Source organism: Microbacterium sp. NPDC058062, assembly GCF_042885375.1.
GTDB classification, from domain to species: Bacteria; Actinomycetota; Actinomycetes; order Actinomycetales; family Microbacteriaceae; genus Microbacterium; species Microbacterium trichothecenolyticum_C.
Window position 1 is genome coordinate 306,787 of record NZ_JBHVSC010000001.1, and the last position, 23,643, is coordinate 330,429.

The following is a 23,643-nucleotide window of genomic DNA, read 5'->3' on the forward strand; positions in this document are numbered from 1 at the left end:
ACGGCCTGGCTGGCGGTTCGCGGCATTCGGTCGACTCTACGCGTCGCGACCGCGCAGCACCGCCCAGCCGCCCACGAGCGGCACGAGGCCCCACGCGGCCAGCGTGATGAGCGGGACCGCGAGGTCCTCCGCGCCCGGAGCGGTCACCGCGGACGCGGCATTCATCGGGAGGTACTGGGCGAGGTCGGCGATCCAGCTCCAGCTCTCACCGAACATCGAGAACAGGCTGAACACGATGGGCAGCACGAACAGCACGCCGACGGTCACCGCGATGGCTCCGGCGCCGTTGCGCAGGATGAACCCGAACCCGAGGCCGATGAAGGTGAAGACCACCATCGAGAGCACGCCGAGTGCGAGCGGCACGATCGACTGCGCGGGCTCCGACCAGTCGATGCCTTCGGCGAGGAACGGGGCGGTCGCCGCGATCGCGAGGGCGTAGGTCACCACGGTCGTCAGCGCGATCAGCACGCCGATGACGACCGCCTTCGCCACGACGACGGCGCCGCGGCGCGGCTCGGCGGTGAGGGTCGAGCGGATCATGCCGGTGGAGTACTCGCCGGTGATGACGATCGCGCCGAGGATGCCGGCGACGAGCATGGTGAACTGCGTCGGCGAGAGGATCGCGCTGACCGCGGGGAATCCGCCGCCGAACTGGGCGGACGCCGACGCGATCATCATCGAGATGCCGATCGAGAGCACCGCGGTGATCCCGAGCGACCACCACGTCGAGCGGAGCGTCGTGATCTTGATCCACTCGCTGCGCAGCAGATTCGCGAACGTCAGGCGGTACGGCGATGCGGCGCGCGCTCCGGCGTCGGCACGCGTGGCGGGGGCGAGGGCGGTCATGCGATCTCCTTGGAGGTGTACTCGACGGCGTCGCCGGTGAGCGCGAGATAGGCGTCTTCCAGTGATCCGGTGCGGGACGTGAGTTCGTGGACGGGAATGCCGAGCGACGCGGCGAGGTCGCCGATCGACGCGGCCGTGACGCCCGAGATCTCGGCGACCCCGGGGGACGACGCCGTCACGGTGACGTCGGGGCCCGCGAGGGCGGCGACGAGCTCCGACAGGCGCGGCGACCGCACGATGACATTGTTGGTGGTCCACGCCTGCACGAGCTCGGACAGTTCGGCATCGGCGAGCACCTGCCCGCGGCCGAGCACGATGACGTGGTCGGCGGTCTGCGCCATCTCGCTCATGAGGTGGCTGGACAGGAGCACGGTGCGCCCCTCGGCGGCGAGGTGCCGCACGAACTGGCGCACCCACCGCACGCCCTCGGGATCGAGGCCGTTCACCGGCTCGTCGAGGATGAGCGTGCGCGGATCGCCGAGCAGCGCCGCCGCGATGCCGAGCCGCTGGCCCATGCCGAGCGAGAACTTGCCCGCCCGCTTGCCGGCGACCGACTGGATGCCGGTGAGCTCGATCACCTCGTCGACGCGCGAGCGTCCGATGCCGTGGGTCGCGGCCATCGCGCGCAGGTGGTTGCGGGCCGAGCGACCCGTGTGCACGGCCTTCGCGTCGAGCAGGACGCCGACCTCGGTCAGCGGTGAGCGCAGGTGCGCGTAATTCTGGCCGGCGACGGTCACCGTGCCGGATGTGGGCCGGTCGAGGCCGACGATCATCCGCATGGTGGTCGACTTGCCGGCGCCGTTCGGACCGAGGAACCCGGTGACCTTCCCCGGCTGCACGGTGAACGACACGTTGGACACCGCGGTCTTGTCTCCGAAGCGCTTCGTGAGCTGTTCTGCAACGATCATGCCCACAACGCTATGAGTCAGCTGTGCCCGTGCGCGTCAGCCTTCGGGATGAACAATGGCCGACGACGTGGTACCAGGGTGCCGAAGACGACGGATGCCTCGACCCACGCAGGGTCGAGGCATCCGTCGTCGTTGCTTACTGGGCGTCGCGGTCCTGCACCGACAGCGCGCGCTCGACACCGGCGAGGTTCTCGGCGACGAGGCGGCGGAGGGCGGGCGCGGCGTCGCCGTTCGCCTCGAGCCACGCGCGCGTGGCGTCGCGGAGGGCGACGTCGGCGAGCGGCGCGGGGTAGAGGCCCACGATCAGGTACTGCGCGATCTGGTAGGTGCGCGAGTCCCAGATCGGCAGCAGCGACTCGAAGTAGCGCGCGACGAAGTCGCCGAGCAGCTCGCGGCCGGCCGGGTGCGTGAAGCCGAGGGCAGCCGACCGGACGATCGTGTTCGGCTGGTCGTCGCTGTCGACGAGCGACGACCACGCGGCCGCCTTCGCCTCCGCCGACGGCAGCGCCGCCTTGGCCTGCGCGGCGAACTCGCCGCCCTTGGCGGTGTTGTCGGCCTCGAGGGCCTCGTCGATGTCGGCCGCGGTGACGACCCCGCCGGCGGCGAGCGACACGAGCAGCTGCCACGAGAGGTCGGTGTCGATGGCGAGACCATCGAACGTCGCCTCGCCGTCGCGCACCTGACGGACCTTGTCCCACTGGCCGGGGGTGGCCGCGGCGGACGCGAACGCGGTCACGAACTGCAGCTGGCTGTCGCCACCGGCCTCGGCCGAGCCGGCCAGCGCCCACAGCGCGTCGGCGACCTTGGCTCGCGTGACGTCGCGCTTCTCGGGCGAGACGTACGAGTTCGCGGCGAGCTGCAGCTGCGCGAGGGTGGTGCGGACGGTGGTCGACTCGGTCTCGGCGCCGATGTTGCGCAGCACCAGGTCGACGTAGTCGGAAGCCGATGCCTCGGCATCGCGCGTCTGGTCCCACGCGGCACCCCACACCAGCGAGCGGGCGAGCGGATCGCTGATCTTGCCGAGGTGGTCGATCGCGGTCTCCAGCGACTGGTCATCGAGGCGGATCTTCGCGTAGGCGAGGTCCTCGTCGTTCAGGAGCACCAGCGCCGGGCGCTTGTGCCCCTTCAGCTCGGGCACCTCGGTGAGGTCGCCGTCCACGTCGAGCTCGACGTGGTGCACGCGCACCAGCGCTTCGCCGCGGAGCTCGTAGAAGCCGACCCCGAGGCGGTGCGGGCGGATCGTCGGGTAGTCCGCCGGGGCGGTCTGCACGATCGCGAAGCGCGTGATGGTGCCGTCGACATCCGTCACGATCTCGGGCGACAGCGTGTTGACGCCCGCCGTCTCGAGCCACTTCTTCGACCACGTCGACAGCTCACGGCCGCTGGTGGCCTCGAGCTCGGCGAGCAGGTCGCCCACCTCGGTGTTCGACCACTCGTGCTTCTTGAAGTACGCGGCGACACCCGCGAAGAACGCCTCGATGCCCACCCATGCGGCCAGCTGCTTGAGCACCGAGCCGCCCTTGGCGTACGTGATGCCGTCGAAGTTGACCTGCACGTCTTCGAGGTCGTTGATCTGCGCGACGACCGGGTGCGTCGAGGGGAGCTGGTCCTGGCGGTACGCCCAGGTCTTCTCCATCGCGTTGAACGTGGTCCACGCCTCGGTCCACTCGGTCGCCTCGGCGGTGGCGATCGTCGACGCCCACTCCGCGAACGACTCGTTCAGCCACAGGTCGTTCCACCACTTCATGGTCACGAGGTCGCCGAACCACATGTGCGCGAGCTCGTGCAGGATCGTGACGACGCGACGCTCCTTGACGGCGTCCGTCACCTTCGAGCGGAAGACGTAGGTCTCGGTGAAGGTGACCGCGCCCGCGTTCTCCATGGCGCCCGCATTGAATTCGGGCACGAACAGCTGGTCGTACTTCGCGAACGGGTACGCGTAGTCGAACTTCTCCTCGAAGTACGAGAAGCCCTGGCGCGTCTTGTCGAAGATGTAGTCGGCATCGAGGAACTGCCAGAGGCTCTTGCGGCCGTAGACGCCGAGCGGGATGACACGGCCCGACGAGCTGGTCAGCTCGGAGAAGGTCGCCTCGTACGGGCCGGCGATGAGGGCGGTGATGTACGACGAGATGCGCGGCGTCGGCTCGAAGCGCCAGGTCGCCGTGCCGTCGCCGTGCTTCTTCGGCTCGGGAGTGGGGGAGTTGGAGACGACCTTCCACGGCTCGGGGGCCGTGACCGTGAACGCGAACGTCGCCTTGAGGTCGGGCTGCTCGAACACAGCGAACACGCGGCGGGAGTCGGGCACCTCGAACTGCGAGTAGAGGTACACCTCGCCGTCGACCGGGTCGACGAAACGGTGCAGGCCCTCGCCGGTGTTGGTGTACAGGCAGTCGGCGTCGATGACGAGCTCGTTGTCGGCGGCCAGGTCGTCGAGCGCGATGCGCGAGTCGGCGAACGCCGTCGCGGGGTCGATCGAGCGGCCGTTGAGGGTGATCTCGCGCACCTCGCGCGCGATCAGGTCGATGAACGTCGCGGCACCGGGCGTCGCGGTGAAGCGGACGACGGAGCGGGATCCGAAGACCTCGGCGCCCTTCGTCAGGTCGAGCGCGACCTCGTACGACTGCGTGTCGACGATCGCGCGGCGCTCCTGCGCCTCGATGCGGGTGAGGTTCTCTCCAGGCACTGCTGTGGCTCCCATGGGTGAGGATGACGGAGGTGGTCGATCGGCTCGTCGCGCGAGCGCTCGATCCGGCGGCCGCCACCAGCGCTGCTGGCACCGATGACAACCGTCCCAGCCTATGCCAGCGGGCCCGCGAACGCCCGATCCCGTGGCTGAAACCACCCGGGCGCGGTGTCAGGATGGAGGGGTGACCTCTCCCGAGCAGCACGTCGTCCCGTTCGCCTCTCCCGCCGCCGCACCGGGTGCCCCGTACGTCGAGGAGCCCGTCGCGTACGACGGCATCCTTCTCGCGGGCTTCGGCGGTCCGGAGGGTCAGGACGATGTCATCCCCTTCCTCCGCAACGTCACCCGCGGCCGCGGCATCCCCGACGAGCGCCTCGAAGAGGTCGCGCACCACTACCGCCACTTCGGCGGGGTGAGTCCGATCAACGCGCAGAACCGCGCGCTCAAGGCCGCGCTCGAGGGCGAGCTCGCTCGGCGCGGTCTCGACCTCCCCGTCTACTGGGGAAACCGAAACTGGGCGCCCTATCTCGGCGAGGCCGTGACGGATGCCGCGGCCGCCGGCCACACGAACCTCCTGGCGCTCGCGACCAGCGCCTACTCGTCGTTCTCGAGCTGCCGGCAGTACCGCGAGGACTTCGCGCGCGTGCTGACGGAGACGGACCTCGCCGGGCGCGTCACCATCGACAAGGTGCGGCAGTTCTTCGACCACCCCGGGTTCGTGCAGCCGTTCGTCGACGGTGTGCGCGACGCGGTGGCAGGCTTCCTCTCCGACGGCATCGTCCCCGAGGCCGTGCGGGTGCTGTTCTCGACCCACAGCATCCCGACGGCGGATGCCGAGCGCTCCGGCCCGCGCGATGGCGACGAGCTGCATCGCGACCTGGGTGAGGGCGGCGCCTACGCCGCACAGCATCTCGCGGTGGCTGAGGTCGTCATGGCGGCCGTCGCCGCCGAGGTCCCGAGCGCCGATCGCGTCGCGTGGGATCTCGTCTACCAGTCGCGCTCCGGCCCGCCGAGCCAGCCGTGGCTCGAGCCCGACGTCAACGACGTCATCGCCGAACTGCCCGCGGCGGGTGTGCAGGCGGTGGCGATCGTCCCGGTCGGGTTCATGAGCGACCACATGGAGGTGCTGTGGGACCTCGACACCGAGGCGATGGATGCCGCGGCCGAGGCCGGCATCCGCGCGGTGCGCACGCCCACGCCCGGCGTCGACCCGGTGTTCGTGTCGGGGCTGATCGACCTCGTCGAAGAGCGCCTGAACGGCACGCCTCCGGGGGAGCGGCCCCACGCGACCGACCTCGGACCCTGGTTCGACGTCTGCCGTCCCGCCTGCTGCGAGAACGTGCGCGCAGGCTTCAAGCCCGCCGCCGCGGGCGTCGCGCCCTGAGCCCGCGAACCGCCTGAGCGGACCGCTCGCCGCGGCCGCAGCATCCTTCGTCCTCCGCCTCCCGCCCCCTCTCTAGGATTGAGCCCATGCGCATCCACATCGCGACCGACCACGCCGGCCTCGAGTTCTCGACGCAGCTGCAGCACCACCTCGCGGCCGCCGGTCACGAGGTCGTCGACCACGGCCCGATCGAGTACGACCCGCTCGACGACTACCCCGCGTTCTGCATCCGCGCCGCGCAGGCGGTCGTGCGCGACCAGGCCGCCGGCATCGAGGCGCTCGGGGTCGTCTTCGGCGGCTCCGGCAACGGCGAGCAGATCGCCGCGAACAAGGTCGTCGGCGTCCGCGCCGCCCTCGCGTGGAGCATCGCCACCGCTGAGCTCGCCCGGGAGCACAACGACGCCAACGTCATCGCGATCGGCGCCCGGCAGCACACGTTCGAAGAGGCCGCGACCTTCATCGACCGCTTCATCGCGACCCCGTTCTCGCGCGAGGAGCGCCACGCCCGCCGCATCGCGCAGCTCGCCGCGTACGAGGAGGACGGCACCCTCGAGCCCGACCCGCGTGCGGTGACCGGGCAGCCCGACGTCCTCTCCGCCGACGACAGCTCGTTCGACCCCGAAGCCGGCTGAGCCGTGCCCGAGGGGCATTCCGTCCATCGCATCGCCCGCCAGTTCGACCGCAACTTCGTCGGGCGCGCGGTCACGGCGTCGAGCCCCCAGGGCCGCTTCGTCGACGGCGCGGAGATCCTGAACGGCCGCACCGCGACCTCGGTGCGAGCCGTCGGCAAGCAGATGTTCCTCGAGTTCGACGACGACCTCTGGCTGCGCGTGCACCTGGGCATGTACGGGGCGTGGGACTTCGCGGGTGAGATCCTGGTCGATCCGACGATCGCCTCGGCCAATGGCCGCATGGGACAGACGAACCAGCGCGGCACCGACCTCGACGACCCGATCCTCGACAGCGCCGGCGAGAATTCGCTGACCTCGATCGGCGCCCCGCGGCGCACCCGCGTGCACGTGCGCATGTCGGAGCAGACCACCGGGCTCGCCGACGAGGGCGACGAGTGGCCGCCGCCGGTCGTCGGTCAGGTGCGCCTGCGTCTGCTTACCGACGTCACGTGCGCCGACCTGCGTGGCCCGACCGCGTGCGAGCTGCAGAGGCCCGATGAGGTCGCCGCGACGATCGCCAAGCTGGGGCCCGACCCGCTCGTCGACGACGTCGCGGAGGGCGAGGAGCGCTTCACCTCGGTCGTGCGCCGCAAGCCGACATCCATCGGCCTGCTGCTCATGGACCAGAACGTCGTCAGCGGGATCGGCAACGTATACCGCGCCGAGCTGCTGTTCCGGGCACGGCAGAACCCCCACACACCGGGGCGCGACGTGCCGGTGGAGGTCGTCCGCGATCTCTGGCGGGACTGGGTGCGGCTGCTCGCGATCGGCGTCGAGACCGGCCAGATGATGACGATGGACGATCTCGACCCCGAGGCCTACCGTGCCGCGATGGCCAGTCGCGACGACCGCCACTGGGTGTACCACCGCGCCGGGCTGCCGTGTCGCGTGTGCGGCACCGCGATCGTGGTGGAGGAGGCCGCGGGGCGCAAGCTCTACTGGTGCCCGCGCTGCCAGGCGTGACGCCGATCCGCGGGGGCAGCGTGCGCGAATAGGCTGGGCGCATGCGTCAGAACCCGAGCTTCGCGATGTCGGATGTCGGCGAGATCCGCCGGCTCATCGAGCACAACCCGTGGGTCACGATCGTCTCGTCGACCGAGGACGGGCTCGTCGCCTCGCACTACGCCGTGCTCCTCGACGCCGACCGCGACGACCTGACGATCGTCGGCCACGTCGGCAAGCCGGACGACCTCATCCACGGGCTCGGGGAGCGTGAGCTGCTCGTGGTCGTGCAGGGACCGCACGGGTACGTCTCGCCCGGCTGGTACGGCGACGTGCAGAGCGTCCCGACCTGGAACTTCGTCTCGGCGCACCTCAGCGGCATCCCGGAGCTGCTCACGCCGGAGGAGAACCTCCGGGTGCTCGAGCGCCTCGTCGCGCGGTTCGAGAGCGGCCTGCCGCAGCCGCGCCTGATGTGGGAGCCGCCGAACGATCCGGAGTACGTGCGCCGGCTCGAGAGGGGCACCGTGGGCTTCCGGCTCACGCCGACGAAGGTCGTCGGCAAGCGCAAGCTGAGCCAGAACAAGCCCGACGAGACCGTCGAGACGGTGATCATGGAGCTCGAGGCCGGTGCGAGCCCGTACGCCGACCCGCGGCTCCCCGCGGAGATGCGGCGCGACCTCGAGACGCGGAAGGCCGCTCGGTGACGGCGGCGCGCGGCGAGGCGGTCGACGTCATCGCGAACGCGCGTCTCACCGGCTCCGACCGCACCGATCCTTTCGGCGCCGACCCGGTCGACGTGCACTTGGCCGAGGGCCTCGTCGTCGACATCGCGCCCGCCGGGGCGCTCGCGCGCAACGGGAACGTGCTCGACGCCGACGGCGGCTGGGTGGTTCCAGGGCTCTGGGATCACCACGTCCACACCGTGCAGTGGGCGCTCTCGGCCCAGCGGGTGCCCCTCGGAGGGGCGACGTCCGCCGCGGAGGCGGCGAGGCTCATGGGCGAGGCCGATCCGCTCGCCGACGGGCGCCGCGTCGGCAGCGGCTTCCGCGACGCGTTCTGGGCCGACACCCCCGATCTCGCCGCGCTCGATGCGGCGACGGGCGAGGTCCCGACCTACCTCATCAACGCCGACGTGCACAGCGTGTGGCTGAACTCGGCGGCGCTCCGCCGCGAGGGCTTCGACCCCGACGATCACGGCATCCTCCGCGAGGAGCCCGCGTTCGAGATCTCACGCCGGCTCAACGCCGTCGACGCGTCGGTGTCCGACCCGCTCGTCGCGCGCATGGCGCAGGATGCCGCCGCCCGCGGCGTCGTGGGACTCGTCGACCTCGACATGTCGTGGAACGAGGACGCGTGGGCCCGGCGCCTCGCCGCGGGGTTCGACGCGCTGCGGATCTCGTTCGGGATCTACCCCCAGTTCCTCGACCGCGCGATCGCCGACGGACTCCAGACCGGAGACGCCGCCCGGGGCGCAGCATCCGATCTCGTCCGCGTCGGCCCGCTCAAGGTCATCACCGACGGATCGCTCGGAACGCGTACAGCGGCGTGCTCACACGCGTATCCCGATGACCCGCACAACCACGGCCTGCTCACCGTGGACGTCGCGACGCTGGTCGACCTCATGACCCGCGCGACCGCGGCAGGCATCGCGTCGGCGATCCACGCGATCGGCGACGTGGCGAACTCGCACGCGCTCGACGCCTTCGCCGCGACCGGGGCGTGGGGCACGATCGAGCATGCGCAGCTCGTCGCGCACGCCGACATCCCGCGGTTCGCGCGACTCGGGGTGGGCGCGAGCGTGCAGCCCGAGCACGCGCTCGACGACCGCGACCTGACCGACACCGTCTGGGCGGGCCAGACGGCGCAGCCGTACCCGCTGCGGGCCCTCGCCGATTCCGGCGCGAATCTGCTCTTCGGCTCGGATGCGCCCGTCGCGCCGCTCGATCCCTGGGCGGCGATGGCGTCCGCCGTGTTCCGCACGCGCGGGGGCCGCGATCCGTGGCAGCCGTCGCAGCGTGTCGACGCGGCGACGGCACTGGCCGCGTCGACGCGCGGCGGGTCCGCGGAGCCTGCGCGCATCGATCCCGGCGACGTCGCCGACCTCGCGATCTGCGAGCACGACCCCCTCGCCGCCGACGAGCCGCGGTTGCGCGGGATGCGCGTCGCCGCGACGCTGCTGGCGGGACGGCTCACACACGTGGCGTGACCCGTCGCGGGTACGGGGGTCAGCCCCCGTACCCGTTCGGGAGGGCATCGGATGCCGCGGCACCGCGACCGTCGCGAAGCTGGGAGCATGAGTTCCGAGGGAGACACCGATGACCGCCGCCACCACTGAACCGGCCCCGCTCCAGCCGATCGCGTCCCACCCCGCCACGGGGTTCTGGGCATCGTACGGACAGGCGTGGGTGCGCACGCCGGGCAGTGCGCTGTACCTTCTCGCGGTCTTCGTGCTCGCCATGGTCTCGGTGAGCCTGCTCGCCTCGCTGTTCTGGACCGGCGTCGGCCTGCTGATCCTGGTGATCGGGCTGCCGCTCATCGTGCTGACGCTGCTGATCGCGCGAGGGTTCGGCGTCGCGGACAGGTTCCTCCTGCTGCTGACCGGACAGCCCGAGATCGCCGAGCCGGAGTGGAATCGTGACGCGCCCGAGGCGACGGGCTTCTGGGTGACGCTGACCCGCCCGATCCGCAACACGCACTACTGGCTGTACCTGGTGCACGGCATGATCGTGAACCCGATCATCAGCACGATCTCCTTCACCCTCACCGTGGTGTGGCTGAGCGTCGGCCTCGGCGGCCTCACGTACTGGTTCTGGGGGCTGTTCCTACCCCGGAACTGGAGCAGCGGAGACGGCTTTGAAGGGGAGTGGGGGCACTACGTCGCCGACTTCATGCCGTGGCTCTTCGGCGGCTGGTCGAGCTGGGCCGTCGAAGTCGCGCTCTACCTCGTCGCCGGCATCGTCTTCACCTTCACGATGCCGTGGGTGCTCGGCGGCCTCGCGCGCGGCCACCATGCGGTCGCGAAGGGCATGCTCGGCCGCTGGGAGTCGGACGAGCTCGCTGCCGAGGTCCGTGCCGAGGCGGCGGCTCGCGGTGCCGCGGTGCACGCCGAGGACGTCGCCCTTCGTCGCCTCGAGCGCGACATCCACGACGGTCCGCAGCAGCGCCTGGTACGGCTGCAGATGGACCTCGCCGCGCTGGAGCGCCGCGCCGCGTCGGGAGACACGGATGCTGCCGCCGACCTCGCGCGGGACGCACGGGGCCACGCGAAGGCGGCGCTGGACGAGCTGCGCGCGCTGTCGAGCGGGGTCGCCCCGCCGCTCCTGCAGGACCGCGGGCTCGCCGCCGCGCTGGACGCCGTCGCGACAGCCTCGCCGCTCTGGGTGCAGGTCGAGATCGACCCCGCGGTCGACCGCGCGGTCAGCCAGGAGGTGGCCCGCACCGTCTACTTCATCGTCGCGGAGCTGATGACGAACGCGGTCAAGCACTCCGGCGCCACCGGGGTCACACTGCGCGCGTCGCTGCGACGGACGCCTACCGGGGCACCCACGCACCTCGATGTGTGGGTGGTGGACAACGGCCGCGGCGGCGCCGCCATCACGTCGGGTCATGGGCTCGAGGGCCTGCGCGAGCGCGTCGCAGGGCTCCGCGGCGTACTGGTCGTGACCAGCCCGGTCGGCGGACCGACCTCGGTCGGCGCGCACATCCCGCTCACGGCCCTGCCATGACCGATCCCTATCCTGAGGGGATGGTCTCGTCGCCCGGCTCCGCCCCGCTCCGCGTCGTCCTGTTCGAGGATTCGGTCCTCCTGCGCGAGGGCCTCATCCGGCTCTTCGACGAGGCGGGCTACGTCACCGCCGGCGCCTGGGGCGACGCCGATGACGTCGTGGCCCGCGTGCGCGAAGCGCGTGCGGACGTCGCGATCCTCGACGTCCGCCTGCCTCCCGGGTTCCGGGACGAAGGCATCCGCGCGGCGCTGGCGGTGCGGGCCGCACTGCCGGCGGTCGGCATCCTCGTGCTCAGTCAGTATGTCGAGGGCGTCTACGCGAAGGAGCTCCTCGCCGGCGGCGAGGGCGGCGTCGGCTACCTCTTGAAGGACCGCGTCACCTCGCTCGACGAGTTCACCGACGCGGTCCGCCGCGTCCGCGAGCGGGGGACCGTGCTCGATCCACTCGTCGTGCAGGGGCTGCTCGCGGCGCGGCCGGATCCGCTCTCCACGCTGACGCCGCGCGAGCGCGATGTGCTGACGCTCATGGCGGAGGGGCGCAGCAACGCGAGCATCGCGGAGCGGCTGTTCATCGGCGTGGGAGCGGTGGAGAAGAACATCAGCGCGATCTTCGCGAAGCTCGGGCTCGAGGAGTCGGGCACCGAGCATCGCCGGGTCCTTGCGGTGCTCGCCTTCCTGCAGCATCCGTGACACGACGAGGGCCCCCGGGAATCCCGGGGGCCCTCGTCATCAGATGGCGATCACTCGGCGAGGTGCGCGAAGAGGAACCAGCGGTCCTTCTCGAGCGACTCCTTGATGCCGATCGCGATGTCCTGGCTCGTGAGGTCGAACTCGTCGAGTCCGTCGATCGCGGCCTGTGTGTCGGCGATGACCGTGTCCATGTCGGAGATCACGTTGCGGATGAGCGCATCCCACTGCGTGAAGCCGGCGGGGACCGCGGACGAGGTCTTCTGGGCGACCGTGCCGACGCGGGCGTCGATCGGGAGCCCGAGGGCCACGATGCGCTCGGCGGCCTGGTCGGCGCCGGCCTGAGCGTGGGCGACAACGGAGTCGAGCAGTTCGTGGATCGCGATGAAGTTCGCGCCGCGCACGTTCCAGTGCGCCTGCTTTCCGTTCACGGCCAGGGCCTGCAGGCCCAGGACGACGGGGGTGAGGAACTGCGCCGTCGCGGCGGCGACGTCGGGGTTCGCTGCGGTTGCGGGGGTGGTCTGGGTGTTCGTCATGTCGCTCGTCTCCATCTTTCGGCCTCTGGTGACTGCAACGCTACTCACGAGGAGTCATTCCGCAAGCAAGAGAAGGCTGGGCTAAACCGGGGAATCCGCGCCGTCGGTGCGGGCCGACGGCGCGACAGCGGCTAACGTCGATTCGTGCCTTCCGCCGATCACGACCTCGGACCGCAGCATCTGAGCGTTCCCGCCAAGACCGTGACCCGCGAGCCCCGGGACCGCTCGCCCGAACACGCCGAGCCCTCCCGCTTCATCCCGCACGTGCAGGGCCTGCGTGCGATCGCCGTGCTGTGCGTCGTGCTGTACCACTTCTGGCCGGGCCGGCTCACGGGCGGCTACATCGGCGTCGACATCTTCTTCGTGATCTCGGGCTTCCTCATCACCGCGCACCTCATGCGCGAGCTGACCGCCACCGGCTCGGTGAAGCTGGGCCAGTTCTGGGCGCGACGCGCACGGCGCCTGCTCCCGGCTTCCCTTCTCGTCCTGCTGTTCTGCGCCGTCGTCGTGATGTCGCCGTATCTCATGCCCACGTCGGCGCTGCCGAACGAAGTGCGCGAGATCCTCGCGTCGACGTTCTACGTCGAGAACTGGTACCTGGCGCTCAACTCGGCCGACTATCTCAACCACGCGGGTTCGCCCACCACGGTGCAGCACTACTGGTCGCTGTCGCTCGAAGAGCAGTTCTACGTGATGTGGCCGCTCATCATGCTGCTGGCCGCGTGGATCGGCGTGAAGTTCTTCCGCGGCGCCCGGCGCCGCGCGATCATCACGACGCTCGGCATCGTGACCGCCGTCTCGTTCGTGTTCTGCGTCGTCTTCACGATCACGAACCCCGCGCCCGCGTACTTCGTCACGTTCGGCCGCATGTGGCAGTTCGGCGTGGGCGCCCTGATCGCGCTCGTGCCGATGCTGAGGGTCCGGGGCGCAATCGGCAGCTTCGTGCTCGGCTGGGGCGGCATCCTGCTCCTCCTCTACGTCGCCTTCACGTTCGACGGGCAGACGCCGTTCCCCGGCTACATGGCGGCGCTGCCGACCCTGGGCGCTGCCTCGGTCATCGCGGCCTCGAACACCGAGCGCTGGTGGTACCCGACCCGCATCCTCGCGATCCGTCCGGCGCAGTTCGTCGGCGACATCTCGTATTCGCTCTACCTGTGGCACTGGCCGCTGATCGTCATCGCACCCTCCGTGCCGTTCTGGGGTCTCACCATCTACCATCGCGTCGCGCTGCTGGTGCTGTGCTTCGTGCTCGCCTGGCTCACGAAGCGATTCGTCGAGGATCCTGCCCGCGGCTGGAAGGTGCTCACCTCGCGTCCCGCTCGCGTGACCCTGTGGTCGTCGCTCGGCGCCATGATCGTGGTCGGCCTGGTGGCCGCGTCCGCATGGTTCGTCAACGCGCCCCTGTACAGCCAGGGCACCCGCGACATCGCGGAGCTGCAGCAGAATCCGCCCGAGTGCTTCGGCGCGGCATCCGTCCTCGACCCCTCCTGCGCGGGCGCGGACTTCGGCGACACGATCCTCCCCGCTCCCGGTTTCGCGGGGATCGACCGGCCCGAGAATCCGGACTGCTTCGTGCAGCTCACCGATTCGCGACCTGTCTCGTGCACCTTCGGCTCGGACGACCCCGACGCCCCGCGCGTCGCGCTCATCGGCGACAGCCACGCGTACCAGTTGCTGTCGACGTTCCAGCGCATGGCGAACGAGAACGGCTGGCAGCTCGTCACGTGGTTCAAGGGCGCGTGCCCCTGGAACGCCACACCGCTGGCTACGCCGGGCGCGTTCGGCGCAGCCTGCACCGAGTGGCGCGACCGCGTGCAGAACGCGATCGACGACGCCGACCTCGACGCCGTGTTCACCGCGGCGATCGCGACCACTCCGTACTCGGCGGCCGGCTACGACTCCTCCTACGACGCGGCCGTCGCCGGCTACCGCGACGCGTGGAGCACCGTCACCGAGCGCGGCATCCCCGTCATCACGGTCGTCGACAACCCCGTGTGGGAGACCGACCCCAACAAGTGCCTGCGCACGCATGACATGTCCGAGTGCGACGGCGCGCGATCGGACGTGCTGGTGGACGACGATCCGCTCCGGGGCGCAGCATCCGGTCTCGACTCCGTCACGCTGCTCGACTTCACCGACGTGTTCTGCGGCCCCGACACGTGCGCGCCCGTCGTCGGAGGGGCGAACATCTACCGCGACCAGGACCACCTGACGGTCACGTTCGCCGACACGCTGGCGCCCTGGTACACCGACGCCATCGAGAAGGCGCTGGCGAATAGGGTCGGACCATGACGGTCGCACCCGGAGCATCAGTCCTCGTCGCCGCGGGCAGGACGCCCTCGCTAGACCCCACGTCGTTCATCGCCGCCGGCGCCCGCGTCGTCGGGGGCGTGACGCTCGGCCCCGGTGCGAGCGTCTGGTACAACGCGGTGCTCCGCGCCGACGGCGACACCATCACGGTGGGGGCGAACAGCAACCTCCAGGACAACGTCTCGGTCCACGTGGATGCCGGCAGGCCGGTCGTCATCGGCGAGAACGTGTCGGTCGGCCACAACGCCGTCGTCCACGGCTGCACGATCGGCGACGGCTCGCTCATCGGCATGGGCGCGGTGGTGCTCAACGGCGCGAAGATCGGATCGGGATGCCTCGTGGCCGGTGGGGCGGTCGTGCTCGAGGGGTCCGAGATCCCGGACGGATCCCTGGTCGCCGGTGTACCCGCGAAGGTGCGCCGCGAGCTCACCGCGGACGAGCGCGCCGGTCTGCTTCGCAACGCCGAGCACTACCTCGCGCACATCGACGAGCACCGCGACGCGACGCCCCTCGACTGAGGCGGCGACGCGTCAGTCGCGGGGCTGTGCGGGCGGGTGATGCTTGCCGCGGTGCACCTCGTACAGGCGCACGTGACCGGGCCACGCGGGGTCGTTCTCGATCGGCAGGTCGTCTATGAAATGACGGATGACGTGGGCCAGCTGCCCCGGGTGGCTGAAGTTGATCGCGTGGGCGGCGCCCTCGAGCATCACGACCAGCACGTGGCTGTCGGTCTGGCTCGCGATCTCGTCGACGCGGTGCGCGTGGGGGAGGAGCGGGTCGCGCTCGCCCAGCACGACCAGCGTGGGGATGCGCATCTCGAGCAGCCGCTGCAATGAGGGGTACTGCGTGAGCGAGCGGAACATCTTCATCGTGCTCGGCACGCCGAAGCGCACGTAGTCGGGCACGGCGACCCGCGCCATCTTCACCGGCTCGCGCGGAGCATCCTGCGAGAGCTGCTTGATCGCCCGCCGCAGCGGCTGGTTGAACAGTCCGCCCGCGGGGGACACCAGCACCGCACGGTCGATGCGCTCGGGGTAGCGGTGCGCGAACTCGATGATGACCGGGCAGCCCATCGAGTTGCCGACGAGCGTCGCCTTCTCGACCCCGCGGTCGTCGAAGAAGTCGACCGCGGCACGCGCGAGATCGGGGATGTCGAGCATGTCCTTGCGCTTGCCGCTGCGCCCGAATCCGGGAAGGTCCGGGACGTAGGTGTGGAACTCGTCGGCGAGCCGCTCGGCCGTCGGCAGCAGATAGCGGCCCGACAGCCCGAATCCGTGCACGTGCGCCATGACGCGCTCGTCCTTGGTCGGGTTCGGCGACTCGCGGTAGAAGACGTCGACGCCGTCGATGCGGGTCCACTTCTCGGCGAGTTCCGACGCGGCACGCCGCGGGAGCTTGCGCTCGCCCGGCTCGGGGATCGGCTTACGGCTGCTCATCGCGGCTCCTGGAGGGCATGGAACAGTTCCACACCCAGTCTGCCGCGAGAGGGCGACCCGGGAACAGTAGGGCACGCGGGAGCAGATCGCGCGATGTGAATGAAATCGCCCCTCCGGGGCGGCCTGGGCCTACCTCGAAGGGGCATTCGGAGGGGATGACGGGAATCGAACCCGCACCATCAGTTTGGAAGACTGAGGCTCTACCATTGAGCTACATCCCCGTGCGCCCGCGGACGGGCACCGGTCAATCGTATTACATCGCGAAGGTCTTCCCGTTCCGACCCGCCCTCCAGACGCGCGGCCGAGCGAAGGGCCGGTCATGGAACGCACGGGCAAGCAGGTCGTCGAGGCGCTCGTCGCCACACTCAACGCGGGCGACGTCGCGGGCATGGACGATGTGTTCCACGACGATGCCGTCATCGAGTGGCCGCAGTCGGGGGAGCGCATCGTGGGCGCCGACAACCGGCGCGCCATCTACGGCGCGTTTCCGCAGCTTCCTGCGATCTCGCCGCGCCGTCTCACCGGCGCCGGGGACCTGTGGGTGCTGGAGGCTGATCTGGACTACGGCGACGGCGATCCGTACCAGACGGTGTTCGTCTTCGAGCTGCGCGACGGACTCATCTCGAAAGAGACCGCGTATTGGACGAAGCCGTTCCCGGCGCCCGACTGGCGCGCGGGTTGGGTCGAGCAGATGTAGGGGCGCAGGAACGTCGCGGGCGCGTCGGCTAGACTTCTCGGGGCCGAAAGGCGCACGCACGCGTGCGAACCCGCCCGGGGCGTAGCTCAGCTTGGTAGAGCGCCCGCTTTGGGAGCGGGAGGCCGCAGGTTCAAATCCTGTCGCCCCGACATCACGGCCCTCGGAATTTTCGAACCCAGACCTTCAACCGCACGCTGCCGCGTGCGGCCGGAAAGAGGAGAAGTACAGGCATGGTGAACAGCACCGTCGAGAAGCTCAGCCCGACCCGGGTCAAGCTGCACATCACGGTCAGCCCCGACGAGCTCAAGCCGTCGATCAAGCACGCATACGAGCACATCGCACAGGACGTGCAGATCCCCGGCTTCCGCAAGGGCAAGGTGCCCGCGCCCATCATCGACCAGCGCATCGGTCGTGTCGCGGTTCTCGAGCACGCCGTCAGCGAGGGTCTCGATACCTTCTACCGCGAGGCCGCCGCCGCCCACGAGCTGCGCGTGCTCGGCCGTCCGTCGGCCGACGTCACCACCTGGCCGAACGAGAAGGACTTCTCGGGCGACCTCGAGGTCACCGTCGAGGTCGACGTGCGTCCCGAGTTCGACCTGCCGTCCTTCGAGGGCACGACCGTCGAGGTCGAGGCCGTCAAGGTCGACGAGGCCGCGATCGACGAGGAGCTCGACCGCCTGCGCGGCCGCTTCGGCACGCTCGTGACCGTCGACCGTCCCGCCGCCACCGGCGACTTCGTCGAGCTGGACCTCGTCGCCACGATCGACGGCAACGAGATCGACCGCGCCGAGGGCGTCTCCTACGAGGTCGGCTCGGGCGAGCTCCTCGAGGGCATCGACGAGGCCATCGACTCGCTCACCGCCGGCGAGGACACCACCTTCCGCTCGAAGCTCGTCGGCGGCGACCACGCCGGCGACGAGGCCGAGGTCTCGGTGACCGTCAAGGCCGTCAAGGAGCGCGAGCTGCCCGAGGCCGACGACGACTTCGCCCAGATCGCAAGCGAGTTCGACACGATCGCCGAGCTGCGCGACAGCCTCAAGGAGCGCGTCGGCCAGCAGGGCGCCTTCACCCAGGGCTCCGCCGCGCGCGACAAGCTGATCGAGACGCTGCTCGAGCAGGTCGAGATCCCCGTTCCGCCGCAGCTCATCGAGGACGAGGTGCACAACCACCTCGAGGGCGAGGGCCGCCTCGAGGACGACGTCCACCGTGCCGAGGTCGCCGAGGCGAGCGAGAAGCAGTTCAAGACGCAGATGCTGCTCGACAAGATCGCCGAGACGGTCAACGTGCAGGTCTCGCAGGACGAGCTCACGCAGTACCTCGTGCAGTCGGCCGCCCAGTACGGCATGGCACCGCAGGACTTCGTGAACGCTCTGCAGGAGGGCAACCAGCTCCCCGCGATGATCGGCGAGGTCGCCCGCAACAAGGCTCTCGCCGTCGCGCTCGGCAAGGTCAACGTCGTCGACACGAACGGCCAGCCCGTCGACCTCAGCGGCTTCGTCGCCACCGAGGACGAGGAAGAGGTCGTCGAGGAGGCGGAGGAGATCGCGGATGCCGCGGCCGACGCCGACGCCGTGATCGAGGCAGAAGAGGCCGAGGTCGCCGAGAAGCCCGCCAAGAAGGCTCCCGCGCGCAAGCCCGCCGCCAAGAAGACGGCCGCGGAGGACGCCGTGACCGCTGAGAAGGCTCCCCCCAAGAAGCCGGCCGCCAAGAAGGCTCCGGCCAAGAAGGCCGCCGACGCCGAGTGATACGCGTTCCGATCGGCTGACCGATCGACAGAAGAGGACGGATGCCGCGGCATCCGTCCTCTTCTGCGTTGTGCGCGCTCTGCCCAGGGCGAACACGGGCGGGTCGTTCGCGAGGCGCCGGTAGATTCGATGGCGACCCAAGGAAACAGGAGTACACATGGCCGAACCACTTGTCGCGACCAGCGTCTTCGACCGGCTGTTGAAGGACCGCATCATCTGGCTGGGGTCGGAGGTGCGTGACGACAACGCCAACGAGATCTGCGCGAAGATCCTGCTTCTCGCCGCCGAGGACTCCGAGAAGGACATCTACCTCTACATCAACTCGCCGGGTGGCTCGATCACGGCCGGCATGGCGATCTACGACACGATGCAGTTCGTGCCCAACGACATCGTCACGGTCGGCATCGGCATGGCCGCCTCGATGGGCCAGCTCCTGCTCACGGCGGGAACGAAGGGCAAGCGCTACATCACGCCGAACGCCCGCGTCCTGCTGCACCAGCCGCACGGCGGCTTCGGCGGCACCGCGAGCGACATCCAGACGCAGGCGCAGCTCATCCTCGACATGAAGAAGCGCCTCGCCGAGATCACCGCCAAGCAGACGGGCAAGTCGGTCGAGCAGATCAACGCCGACGGTGACCGCGACCGCTGGTTCGGCGCCGAGGAAGCACTGGAGTACGGCTTCGTCGACCACATCCGCGAATCCGCGACCGACGTCATCGGCGGCGGCGGCACCGCCTCCGACAGCTGAGACCGAAGGCGAAAGAGAGAGAACCCGGAATGCAGACCCCCACCTTCGGAGCGGCGGCGCCCCAGGCGCTCCAGATGCCCGGCAGCCGCTACATCCTGCCGCAGTTCGAGGAGCGCACCGCCTACGGCTACAAGCGCCAGGACCCGTACAACAAGCTGTTCGAGGACCGCGTCATCTTCCTGGGCGTCCAGGTCGACGATGCCTCGGCCGATGACGTCATGGCCCAGCTGCTCGTGCTCGAGTCGCAGGACCCCGACCGCGACATCATCATGTACATCAACTCGCCCGGTGGCTCGTTCACGGCGATGACCGCGATCTACGACACCATGCAGTACGTGTCGCCGCAGATCCAGACGGTCGTGCTCGGCCAGGCGGCGTCCGCTGCGGCCGTGCTGCTCGCGGCCGGCGCACCCGGCAAGCGTCTGGCGCTGCCGAATGCCCGCATCCTGATCCACCAGCCCGCCGTCGGCGAGGCCGGCCATGGTCAGGCATCGGACATCGAGATCCAGGCGGCCGAGATCCTGCGCATGCGCACCTGGCTCGAGGAGACGCTCGCGAAGCACTCGAACAAGACGCAGGCAGAGGTCAACAAGGACATCGATCGCGACAAGATCCTCTCCGCGGAGGAGGCGGTCACCTATGGCCTCGTCGACCAGGTACTGACTACGCGCAAGCGCGGCCAGCAGGCCCTGACGAAGTAGTCTCTCCGCCGCTATCAGCGCAGCGTTCAGCGCCCCGCCGCCCGGATGACCGGGCGGCGGGGCGCTTGCGTGTGACGAGATGGTTCTCTCTCCGCGAACCCCGGGTCGTCCACAACGTGCGTCGCAATGCCGCCGCATGTCGGCCTCAGCTATTAGGCTCGGAGAACAGCTGGGGGGCTCGGCCCCCGACGTACGAGGAGGAGCGCATGGCACGCATCGGTGAGAGCGCCGACCTGTTCAAGTGCTCCTTCTGCGGTAAGAGCCAGAAGCAGGTCCAGCAGTTGATCGCCGGACCCGGCGTCTACATCTGCGACGAGTGCGTCGAGTTGTGCAACGAGATCATCGAAGAGCGCATGGCCGAGTCGTCGTCCGGCGTCGTCGCCGACTTCGACCTGCCGAAGCCCCGCGAGATCTTCGCGTTCCTTGAGGAGTACGTCGTCGGGCAGACCGACGCCAAGCGCGCACTCTCGGTCGCCGTCTACAACCACTACAAGCGTGTGCGTGCGCACGGCACCATCCAGTCGGCCGAGCAGCGCGCCGACGAGATCGAGATCGCCAAGAGCAACATCCTGCTCCTCGGCCCCACGGGCTGCGGCAAGACCTATCTCGCGCAGACGCTCGCGAAGCGCCTCAATGTGCCGTTCGCGGTCGCCGACGCCACTGCGCTGACCGAGGCCGGCTACGTCGGCGAGGACGTTGAGAACATCCTCCTCAAGCTGCTGCAGGCCGCCGACTTCGATACGAAGCGCGCCGAGACCGGCATCATCTACATCGACGAGGTCGACAAGATCGCCCGCAAGGCCGAGAATCCGTCGATCACCCGTGACGTCTCGGGTGAGGGCGTGCAGCAGGCGCTGCTCAAGATCCTCGAGGGCACCGTGGCCTCGGTCCCGCCACAGGGCGGTCGCAAGCATCCGCACCAGGAGTTCATCCAGATCGACACGACGAACGTCCTGTTCATCGTGGCCGGCGCGTTCGCCGGACTGGAAGACATCATCTCCTCTCGCGTCGGGAAGCACGGCGTCGGCTTCGGCGCCTCGCTGCACCGCAAGGACGAAGACCTCAACCTGTTCGGCGACGTGCAGCCGGAAGACCTGCACAAGTTCGGCCTGATCCCCGAGTTCATCGGTCGGCTCCCCGTCGTCGCCTCGGTCTCGCCGCTCGACCGCGAGGCGCTCATGGAGATCCTCACCGAGCCGAAGAACGCGCTCGTGAAGCAGTACCACCGCATGTTCGAACTCGACGGTGTCACCCTCGAGTTCGATCGCGAGGCGCTCGAGGCGATCGCCGACCTCGCGGTGGCGCGCAAGACCGGCGCGCGCGGCCTTCGCGCGATCCTCGAGGACGTCCTCGGCCCGATCATGTTCGAGATCCCGTCGACCGACGACGTCGACAAGGTCATCGTTACCCGCGCCGCCGTCGACGAGGGCGCTCCGCCGACTCTCGTGCTTCGCGAGAAGCGCAAGAGCGCCTGACCGGATCCCACGACCGCGGGAGTCCTACGCATGGGCGATGTCGCGCCGGACCTCGAGGGCTTCTGCGGCGTCATCAGCGCGCGCCGTGGTGACGCCGTGCTGGGCGAGTGGGCTGTCGGGCTTGCCGACCGTACCGCCGGTGCGCCGAACACCCCTGCGACGCGGTTCGGGCTCGCGAGCGGAACGAAGACCTTCACCGCGCTCACCACGCTCTCGCTCATCGGCGACGGCCTGCTGCGGCAAGACACTCCCGCGCGCGAGATCCTTCAGGACGACCTGCCGCTCATCGCCGACGACGTCACCATCGACCATCTCCTGAGCCACACGTCCGGCATCGGGGACTATCTCGACGAGGAAGTCGACGCTCTGGCGCCTCTCAGCGTGCCGGTGCAGAGCCTCGACTCCACGCCCGCCTATCTGCCGATGCTCGAGGGCTTCCCGACGAAGTTCCGCGCGGGCGAGCGGTTCTCCTACTGCAACGGCGGCTACGTCGTGCTCGCGATCATCGCCGAGCGCGCCTCGGGCATCCCGTTCGCCGACCTCGTGCGGGCTCGCGTGTTCGAGCCCGCCGGCATGACCTCGACGGGCTTCCCCCGCTCCGATCTGCTCCCACCGGGCACGGCGACCGGCTACAAGGACGACGGCCGCACCAACGTGTTCGAACTGCCGGTCGTCGGATCCGGCGACGGGGGAGCGCACTCCACCGCGGGCGATCTTCACCTGTTCTGGCTGGCGCTCCTGGCGGGGCGCGTCGTCGACCCCTCGCTCGTGGCGCTGCTCACCGAACGGGTCACCGCCGACGCGGGCGACGGGCTGGGCTACGGCCGCGGGGTGTGGCTCGATGGCGAGGATCTCGCCATCGTCGGCGGCGACCATGGCGTGGTGGCGGTGAGCCGGCACCACCCTCCGACGGCGACAACGGTCACCGGCCTGGCGAACGCCGAGGTGCCGACCTTCGTCCGCGTCCGCGAGCTGATGAGCGCGATCCGGGCCGGCGGTGTCGGAGGGGCCGAGTAGCTTCGGGCCATGCCCACCGTCCGCCCCTTCTCGATCCACGTGCCCGATGCCGCACTCGCCGATCTGCAGGAGCGCCTCGACCGGTTCCGGCCACTTCCGGAATCGCCGCGGCGACCGCCGTCAGGCATGGACGCCGACTATCTGACCACCCTCGTCGAGGCGTGGCGCGACTGGGACTGGCGCGCGAGAGAGACATGGCTGAACGGGCACGCGCAGTTCCTCGCCGACATCGGCGACACGACGATCCATTTCGCGCATCTGCGCGCCGCCCGCGACGACGCGCCCGCGCTCCTGGTGATGCACGGCTGGCCGCACACGTTCGCGCTGCAGCTCGACTTCGCGGATCTGCTGCCCGACTTCCACCTCGTGGTGCCGAGCTTCCCCGGCTTTGCGTACTCGTCCGCGTACGCCGAAGGCCCGATGACCGAGACCCGGCTCGCTGCGACGATGCATGCCCTCATGACCGATGTGCTCGGCTACGAGGCCTACCTGACCTACGGCGAGGACGTGTCGGCGAACGTCAACGACCTGATCGCGGGATCGTACCCGGAGTCGGTGTCGGGCGTCGTCGTCACCCACTCGCACTTCCCCTCGATGGCCGAGCGCCCACTCCTCACCGCCCCCGACGAGGTCGCCTTCTTCACACGTCTCGAGCACTGGGGCGGCGCCAATGGCGCCTACGGGCACGTGCAGGCGACCCGGCCCGACACGCTTGCCGCCGCCCTCAACGACTCGCCCGCGGGACTGCTCGCCTGGCTGACCGAGAAGCTCGTGGAGTGGAGCGACACTCCACAGGGCGACCCGCGCGCGGTCGAGCGACGGATCTCCCGCGACCGCATCCTGACCGAGGCGATGATCTACTGGACGACCCAGAGCATCGGCACCTCGTTCCGGCCGTACTACGAAGGCGCCGACCAGCCCGACGAGATGCCGCCGGTCGTGGTTCCGGCATCCGTCCACATCCAGCGCCACGAGGGCGACTACCCCGAGTCGCTGGCGCGACGCTTCTACCGCGACCTGCGCACCTTCGAGCGGCTCGACGAGGGCGGGCACTTCGCGATCGCCGAAGTGCCCGCCGTGATGGCCGAGCGGGTGTGCGCCTTCGCCCGCGAGCTCGGCCTGCTGTGAACGTC

At 69.9% G+C, this 23,643-nt stretch carries 21 protein-coding genes and 2 tRNA genes; 17 read left to right on the forward strand and 6 right to left on the reverse strand.

Annotated elements, in window-relative coordinates; translation table 11 throughout:
• Positions 1-36: 36 nt before the first annotated feature.
• From ACFVSU_RS01445 to pepN, 3 genes are all read right to left on the reverse strand, one after another.
• A complete protein-coding gene (locus tag ACFVSU_RS01445) occupies positions 37-846 on the reverse strand; it encodes an ABC transporter permease subunit (RefSeq protein ID WP_387137022.1) in 810 nt (269 codons plus the stop codon).
• Entirely contained in the window at positions 843-1,754 is a 912-nt protein-coding gene (locus ACFVSU_RS01450; protein ID WP_387137025.1) for an ABC transporter ATP-binding protein, read from the reverse strand. Before ACFVSU_RS01450 ends, ACFVSU_RS01445 begins: the two co-directional genes overlap by 4 nt.
• Before the next feature lie 136 nt (positions 1,755-1,890).
• Positions 1,891-4,437, reverse strand: coding sequence for an aminopeptidase N (gene pepN, locus ACFVSU_RS01455; RefSeq protein WP_387137029.1), 2,547 nt, complete (start codon positions 4,435-4,437; stop codon positions 1,891-1,893).
• Between the two features lie 184 nt (positions 4,438-4,621).
• Between pepN and ACFVSU_RS01460 the strand changes: the two genes are divergently transcribed.
• The 7 genes from ACFVSU_RS01460 to ACFVSU_RS01490 all read left to right on the forward strand — a co-directional run bounded on the left by ACFVSU_RS01460 (position 4,622) and on the right by ACFVSU_RS01490 (position 11,848).
• Entirely contained in the window at positions 4,622-5,821 is a 1,200-nt protein-coding gene (locus ACFVSU_RS01460) for a ferrochelatase (protein ID WP_387137032.1), read from the forward strand.
• A gap of 86 nt (positions 5,822-5,907) precedes the next feature.
• Positions 5,908-6,453, forward strand: a complete 546-nt coding sequence (locus ACFVSU_RS01465; RefSeq protein ID WP_387137035.1) for a ribose-5-phosphate isomerase — start codon at positions 5,908-5,910, stop codon at positions 6,451-6,453.
• A gap of 3 nt (positions 6,454-6,456) precedes the next feature.
• Entirely contained in the window at positions 6,457-7,455 is a 999-nt protein-coding gene (locus ACFVSU_RS01470; RefSeq protein ID WP_387137038.1) for an Fpg/Nei family DNA glycosylase, read from the forward strand.
• Positions 7,456-7,496: 41 nt separating this feature from the next.
• Positions 7,497-8,138: an FMN-binding negative transcriptional regulator gene (locus ACFVSU_RS01475; protein WP_387137041.1), complete on the forward strand. Its 642-nt coding sequence runs from the start codon at positions 7,497-7,499 to the stop codon at positions 8,136-8,138.
• Positions 8,135-9,640 (forward strand): amidohydrolase family protein, encoded by a 1,506-nt coding sequence (locus ACFVSU_RS01480; protein ID WP_387137044.1) that lies wholly within the window; start codon positions 8,135-8,137, stop codon positions 9,638-9,640. The genes ACFVSU_RS01475 and ACFVSU_RS01480 overlap by 4 nt, the downstream gene beginning before the upstream one ends.
• Positions 9,641-9,749: 109 nt before the next feature.
• Positions 9,750-11,159, forward strand: a complete 1,410-nt coding sequence (locus ACFVSU_RS01485; protein ID WP_387137047.1) for a sensor histidine kinase — start codon at positions 9,750-9,752, stop codon at positions 11,157-11,159.
• Positions 11,160-11,179: 20 nt separating this feature from the next.
• Positions 11,180-11,848 carry a response regulator transcription factor gene (locus ACFVSU_RS01490; RefSeq protein ID WP_387137051.1) on the forward strand — a complete coding sequence of 223 codons (669 nt, stop codon included), beginning with the start codon at positions 11,180-11,182 and terminating at the stop codon, positions 11,846-11,848.
• Positions 11,849-11,898: 50 nt separating this feature from the next.
• Here the strand turns inward: ACFVSU_RS01490 and ACFVSU_RS01495 are convergent, their stop codons facing one another.
• Complete coding sequence (locus ACFVSU_RS01495) at positions 11,899-12,381, reverse strand: Dps family protein (RefSeq protein ID WP_387137053.1); 483 nt, start codon at positions 12,379-12,381, stop codon at positions 11,899-11,901.
• Between the two features lie 144 nt (positions 12,382-12,525).
• Here ACFVSU_RS01495 and ACFVSU_RS01500 point away from each other — a divergent pair, with 144 nt between their 5' ends.
• Together ACFVSU_RS01500 and ACFVSU_RS01505 are read left to right on the forward strand one after the other, a co-directional pair.
• A complete protein-coding gene (locus ACFVSU_RS01500; RefSeq protein ID WP_387137056.1) occupies positions 12,526-14,673 on the forward strand; it encodes an acyltransferase family protein in 2,148 nt (715 codons plus the stop codon).
• A complete protein-coding gene (locus tag ACFVSU_RS01505) occupies positions 14,670-15,209 on the forward strand; it encodes a gamma carbonic anhydrase family protein (protein WP_387137059.1) in 540 nt (179 codons plus the stop codon). The genes ACFVSU_RS01500 and ACFVSU_RS01505 overlap by 4 nt, the downstream gene beginning before the upstream one ends.
• 12 nt (positions 15,210-15,221) lie before the next feature.
• Here the strand turns inward: ACFVSU_RS01505 and ACFVSU_RS01510 are convergent, their stop codons facing one another.
• Together ACFVSU_RS01510 and ACFVSU_RS01515 are read right to left on the reverse strand one after the other, a co-directional pair.
• Positions 15,222-16,127, reverse strand: a complete 906-nt coding sequence (locus tag ACFVSU_RS01510) for an alpha/beta fold hydrolase (protein WP_387137062.1) — start codon at positions 16,125-16,127, stop codon at positions 15,222-15,224.
• Between the two features lie 150 nt (positions 16,128-16,277).
• Positions 16,278-16,348, reverse strand: a tRNA-Gly gene (locus ACFVSU_RS01515).
• A gap of 98 nt (positions 16,349-16,446) precedes the next feature.
• On the opposite strand from ACFVSU_RS01515, the gene ACFVSU_RS01520 reads away from it, so the two are divergent.
• The 8 genes from ACFVSU_RS01520 (at position 16,447) to ACFVSU_RS01555 (ending at position 23,638) form a co-directional block, all read left to right on the forward strand.
• Positions 16,447-16,824: a nuclear transport factor 2 family protein gene (locus tag ACFVSU_RS01520; protein WP_387137065.1), complete on the forward strand. Its 378-nt coding sequence runs from the start codon at positions 16,447-16,449 to the stop codon at positions 16,822-16,824.
• Positions 16,825-16,899: 75 nt separating this feature from the next.
• Positions 16,900-16,973: transfer RNA gene (locus ACFVSU_RS01525), tRNA-Pro, on the forward strand.
• Between the two features lie 84 nt (positions 16,974-17,057).
• On the forward strand, positions 17,058-18,569 hold the full coding sequence (gene tig, locus ACFVSU_RS01530; RefSeq protein WP_387138666.1) for a trigger factor: 1,512 nt from the start codon (positions 17,058-17,060) through the stop codon (positions 18,567-18,569).
• Positions 18,570-18,726: 157 nt separating this feature from the next.
• Positions 18,727-19,317: an ATP-dependent Clp protease proteolytic subunit gene (locus ACFVSU_RS01535; RefSeq protein ID WP_341999149.1), complete on the forward strand. Its 591-nt coding sequence runs from the start codon at positions 18,727-18,729 to the stop codon at positions 19,315-19,317.
• A gap of 29 nt (positions 19,318-19,346) precedes the next feature.
• Complete coding sequence (locus tag ACFVSU_RS01540) at positions 19,347-20,018, forward strand: ATP-dependent Clp protease proteolytic subunit (RefSeq protein WP_310291089.1); 672 nt, start codon at positions 19,347-19,349, stop codon at positions 20,016-20,018.
• Positions 20,019-20,224: 206 nt separating this feature from the next.
• Positions 20,225-21,493, forward strand: coding sequence for an ATP-dependent Clp protease ATP-binding subunit ClpX (clpX, locus tag ACFVSU_RS01545; RefSeq protein ID WP_116193219.1), 1,269 nt, complete (start codon positions 20,225-20,227; stop codon positions 21,491-21,493).
• Between the two features lie 30 nt (positions 21,494-21,523).
• The gene (locus ACFVSU_RS01550; RefSeq protein WP_387137070.1) at positions 21,524-22,510 is read left to right on the forward strand and encodes a serine hydrolase domain-containing protein; all 987 of its coding nucleotides are present in this window, start codon (positions 21,524-21,526) and stop codon (positions 22,508-22,510) included.
• Positions 22,511-22,519: 9 nt separating this feature from the next.
• Entirely contained in the window at positions 22,520-23,638 is a 1,119-nt protein-coding gene (locus ACFVSU_RS01555) for an epoxide hydrolase family protein (RefSeq protein WP_387137073.1), read from the forward strand.
• Positions 23,639-23,643: the final 5 nt, after the last annotated feature.

Bases quoted from the DNA above. Each gene is read 5' to 3' on its own strand.
- ACFVSU_RS01505 (WP_387137059.1), top strand. From the start codon at position 14,670: ATGACGGTCGCACCCGGAGCATCAGTCCTCGTCGCCGCGGGCAGGACG.
- clpX (WP_116193219.1), top strand. From the start codon at position 20,225: ATGGCACGCATCGGTGAGAGCGCCGACCTGTTCAAGTGCTCCTTCTGC.
- ACFVSU_RS01465 (WP_387137035.1), top strand. From the start codon at position 5,908: ATGCGCATCCACATCGCGACCGACCACGCCGGCCTCGAGTTCTCGACG.
- ACFVSU_RS01475 (WP_387137041.1), top strand. From the start codon at position 7,497: ATGCGTCAGAACCCGAGCTTCGCGATGTCGGATGTCGGCGAGATCCGC.
- ACFVSU_RS01445 (WP_387137022.1), bottom strand. From the start codon at position 846: ATGACCGCCCTCGCCCCCGCCACGCGTGCCGACGCCGGAGCGCGCGCC.
- ACFVSU_RS01520 (WP_387137065.1), top strand. From the start codon at position 16,447: ATGGAACGCACGGGCAAGCAGGTCGTCGAGGCGCTCGTCGCCACACTC.
- ACFVSU_RS01450 (WP_387137025.1), bottom strand. From the start codon at position 1,754: ATGATCGTTGCAGAACAGCTCACGAAGCGCTTCGGAGACAAGACCGCG.
- ACFVSU_RS01495 (WP_387137053.1), bottom strand. From the start codon at position 12,381: ATGACGAACACCCAGACCACCCCCGCAACCGCAGCGAACCCCGACGTC.
- ACFVSU_RS01540 (WP_310291089.1), top strand. From the start codon at position 19,347: ATGCAGACCCCCACCTTCGGAGCGGCGGCGCCCCAGGCGCTCCAGATG.
- ACFVSU_RS01535 (WP_341999149.1), top strand. From the start codon at position 18,727: ATGGCCGAACCACTTGTCGCGACCAGCGTCTTCGACCGGCTGTTGAAG.
- ACFVSU_RS01510 (WP_387137062.1), bottom strand. From the start codon at position 16,127: ATGAGCAGCCGTAAGCCGATCCCCGAGCCGGGCGAGCGCAAGCTCCCG.
- ACFVSU_RS01490 (WP_387137051.1), top strand. From the start codon at position 11,180: ATGGTCTCGTCGCCCGGCTCCGCCCCGCTCCGCGTCGTCCTGTTCGAG.
- ACFVSU_RS01555 (WP_387137073.1), top strand. From the start codon at position 22,520: ATGCCCACCGTCCGCCCCTTCTCGATCCACGTGCCCGATGCCGCACTC.
- ACFVSU_RS01550 (WP_387137070.1), top strand. From the start codon at position 21,524: ATGGGCGATGTCGCGCCGGACCTCGAGGGCTTCTGCGGCGTCATCAGC.
- ACFVSU_RS01485 (WP_387137047.1), top strand. From the start codon at position 9,750: ATGACCGCCGCCACCACTGAACCGGCCCCGCTCCAGCCGATCGCGTCC.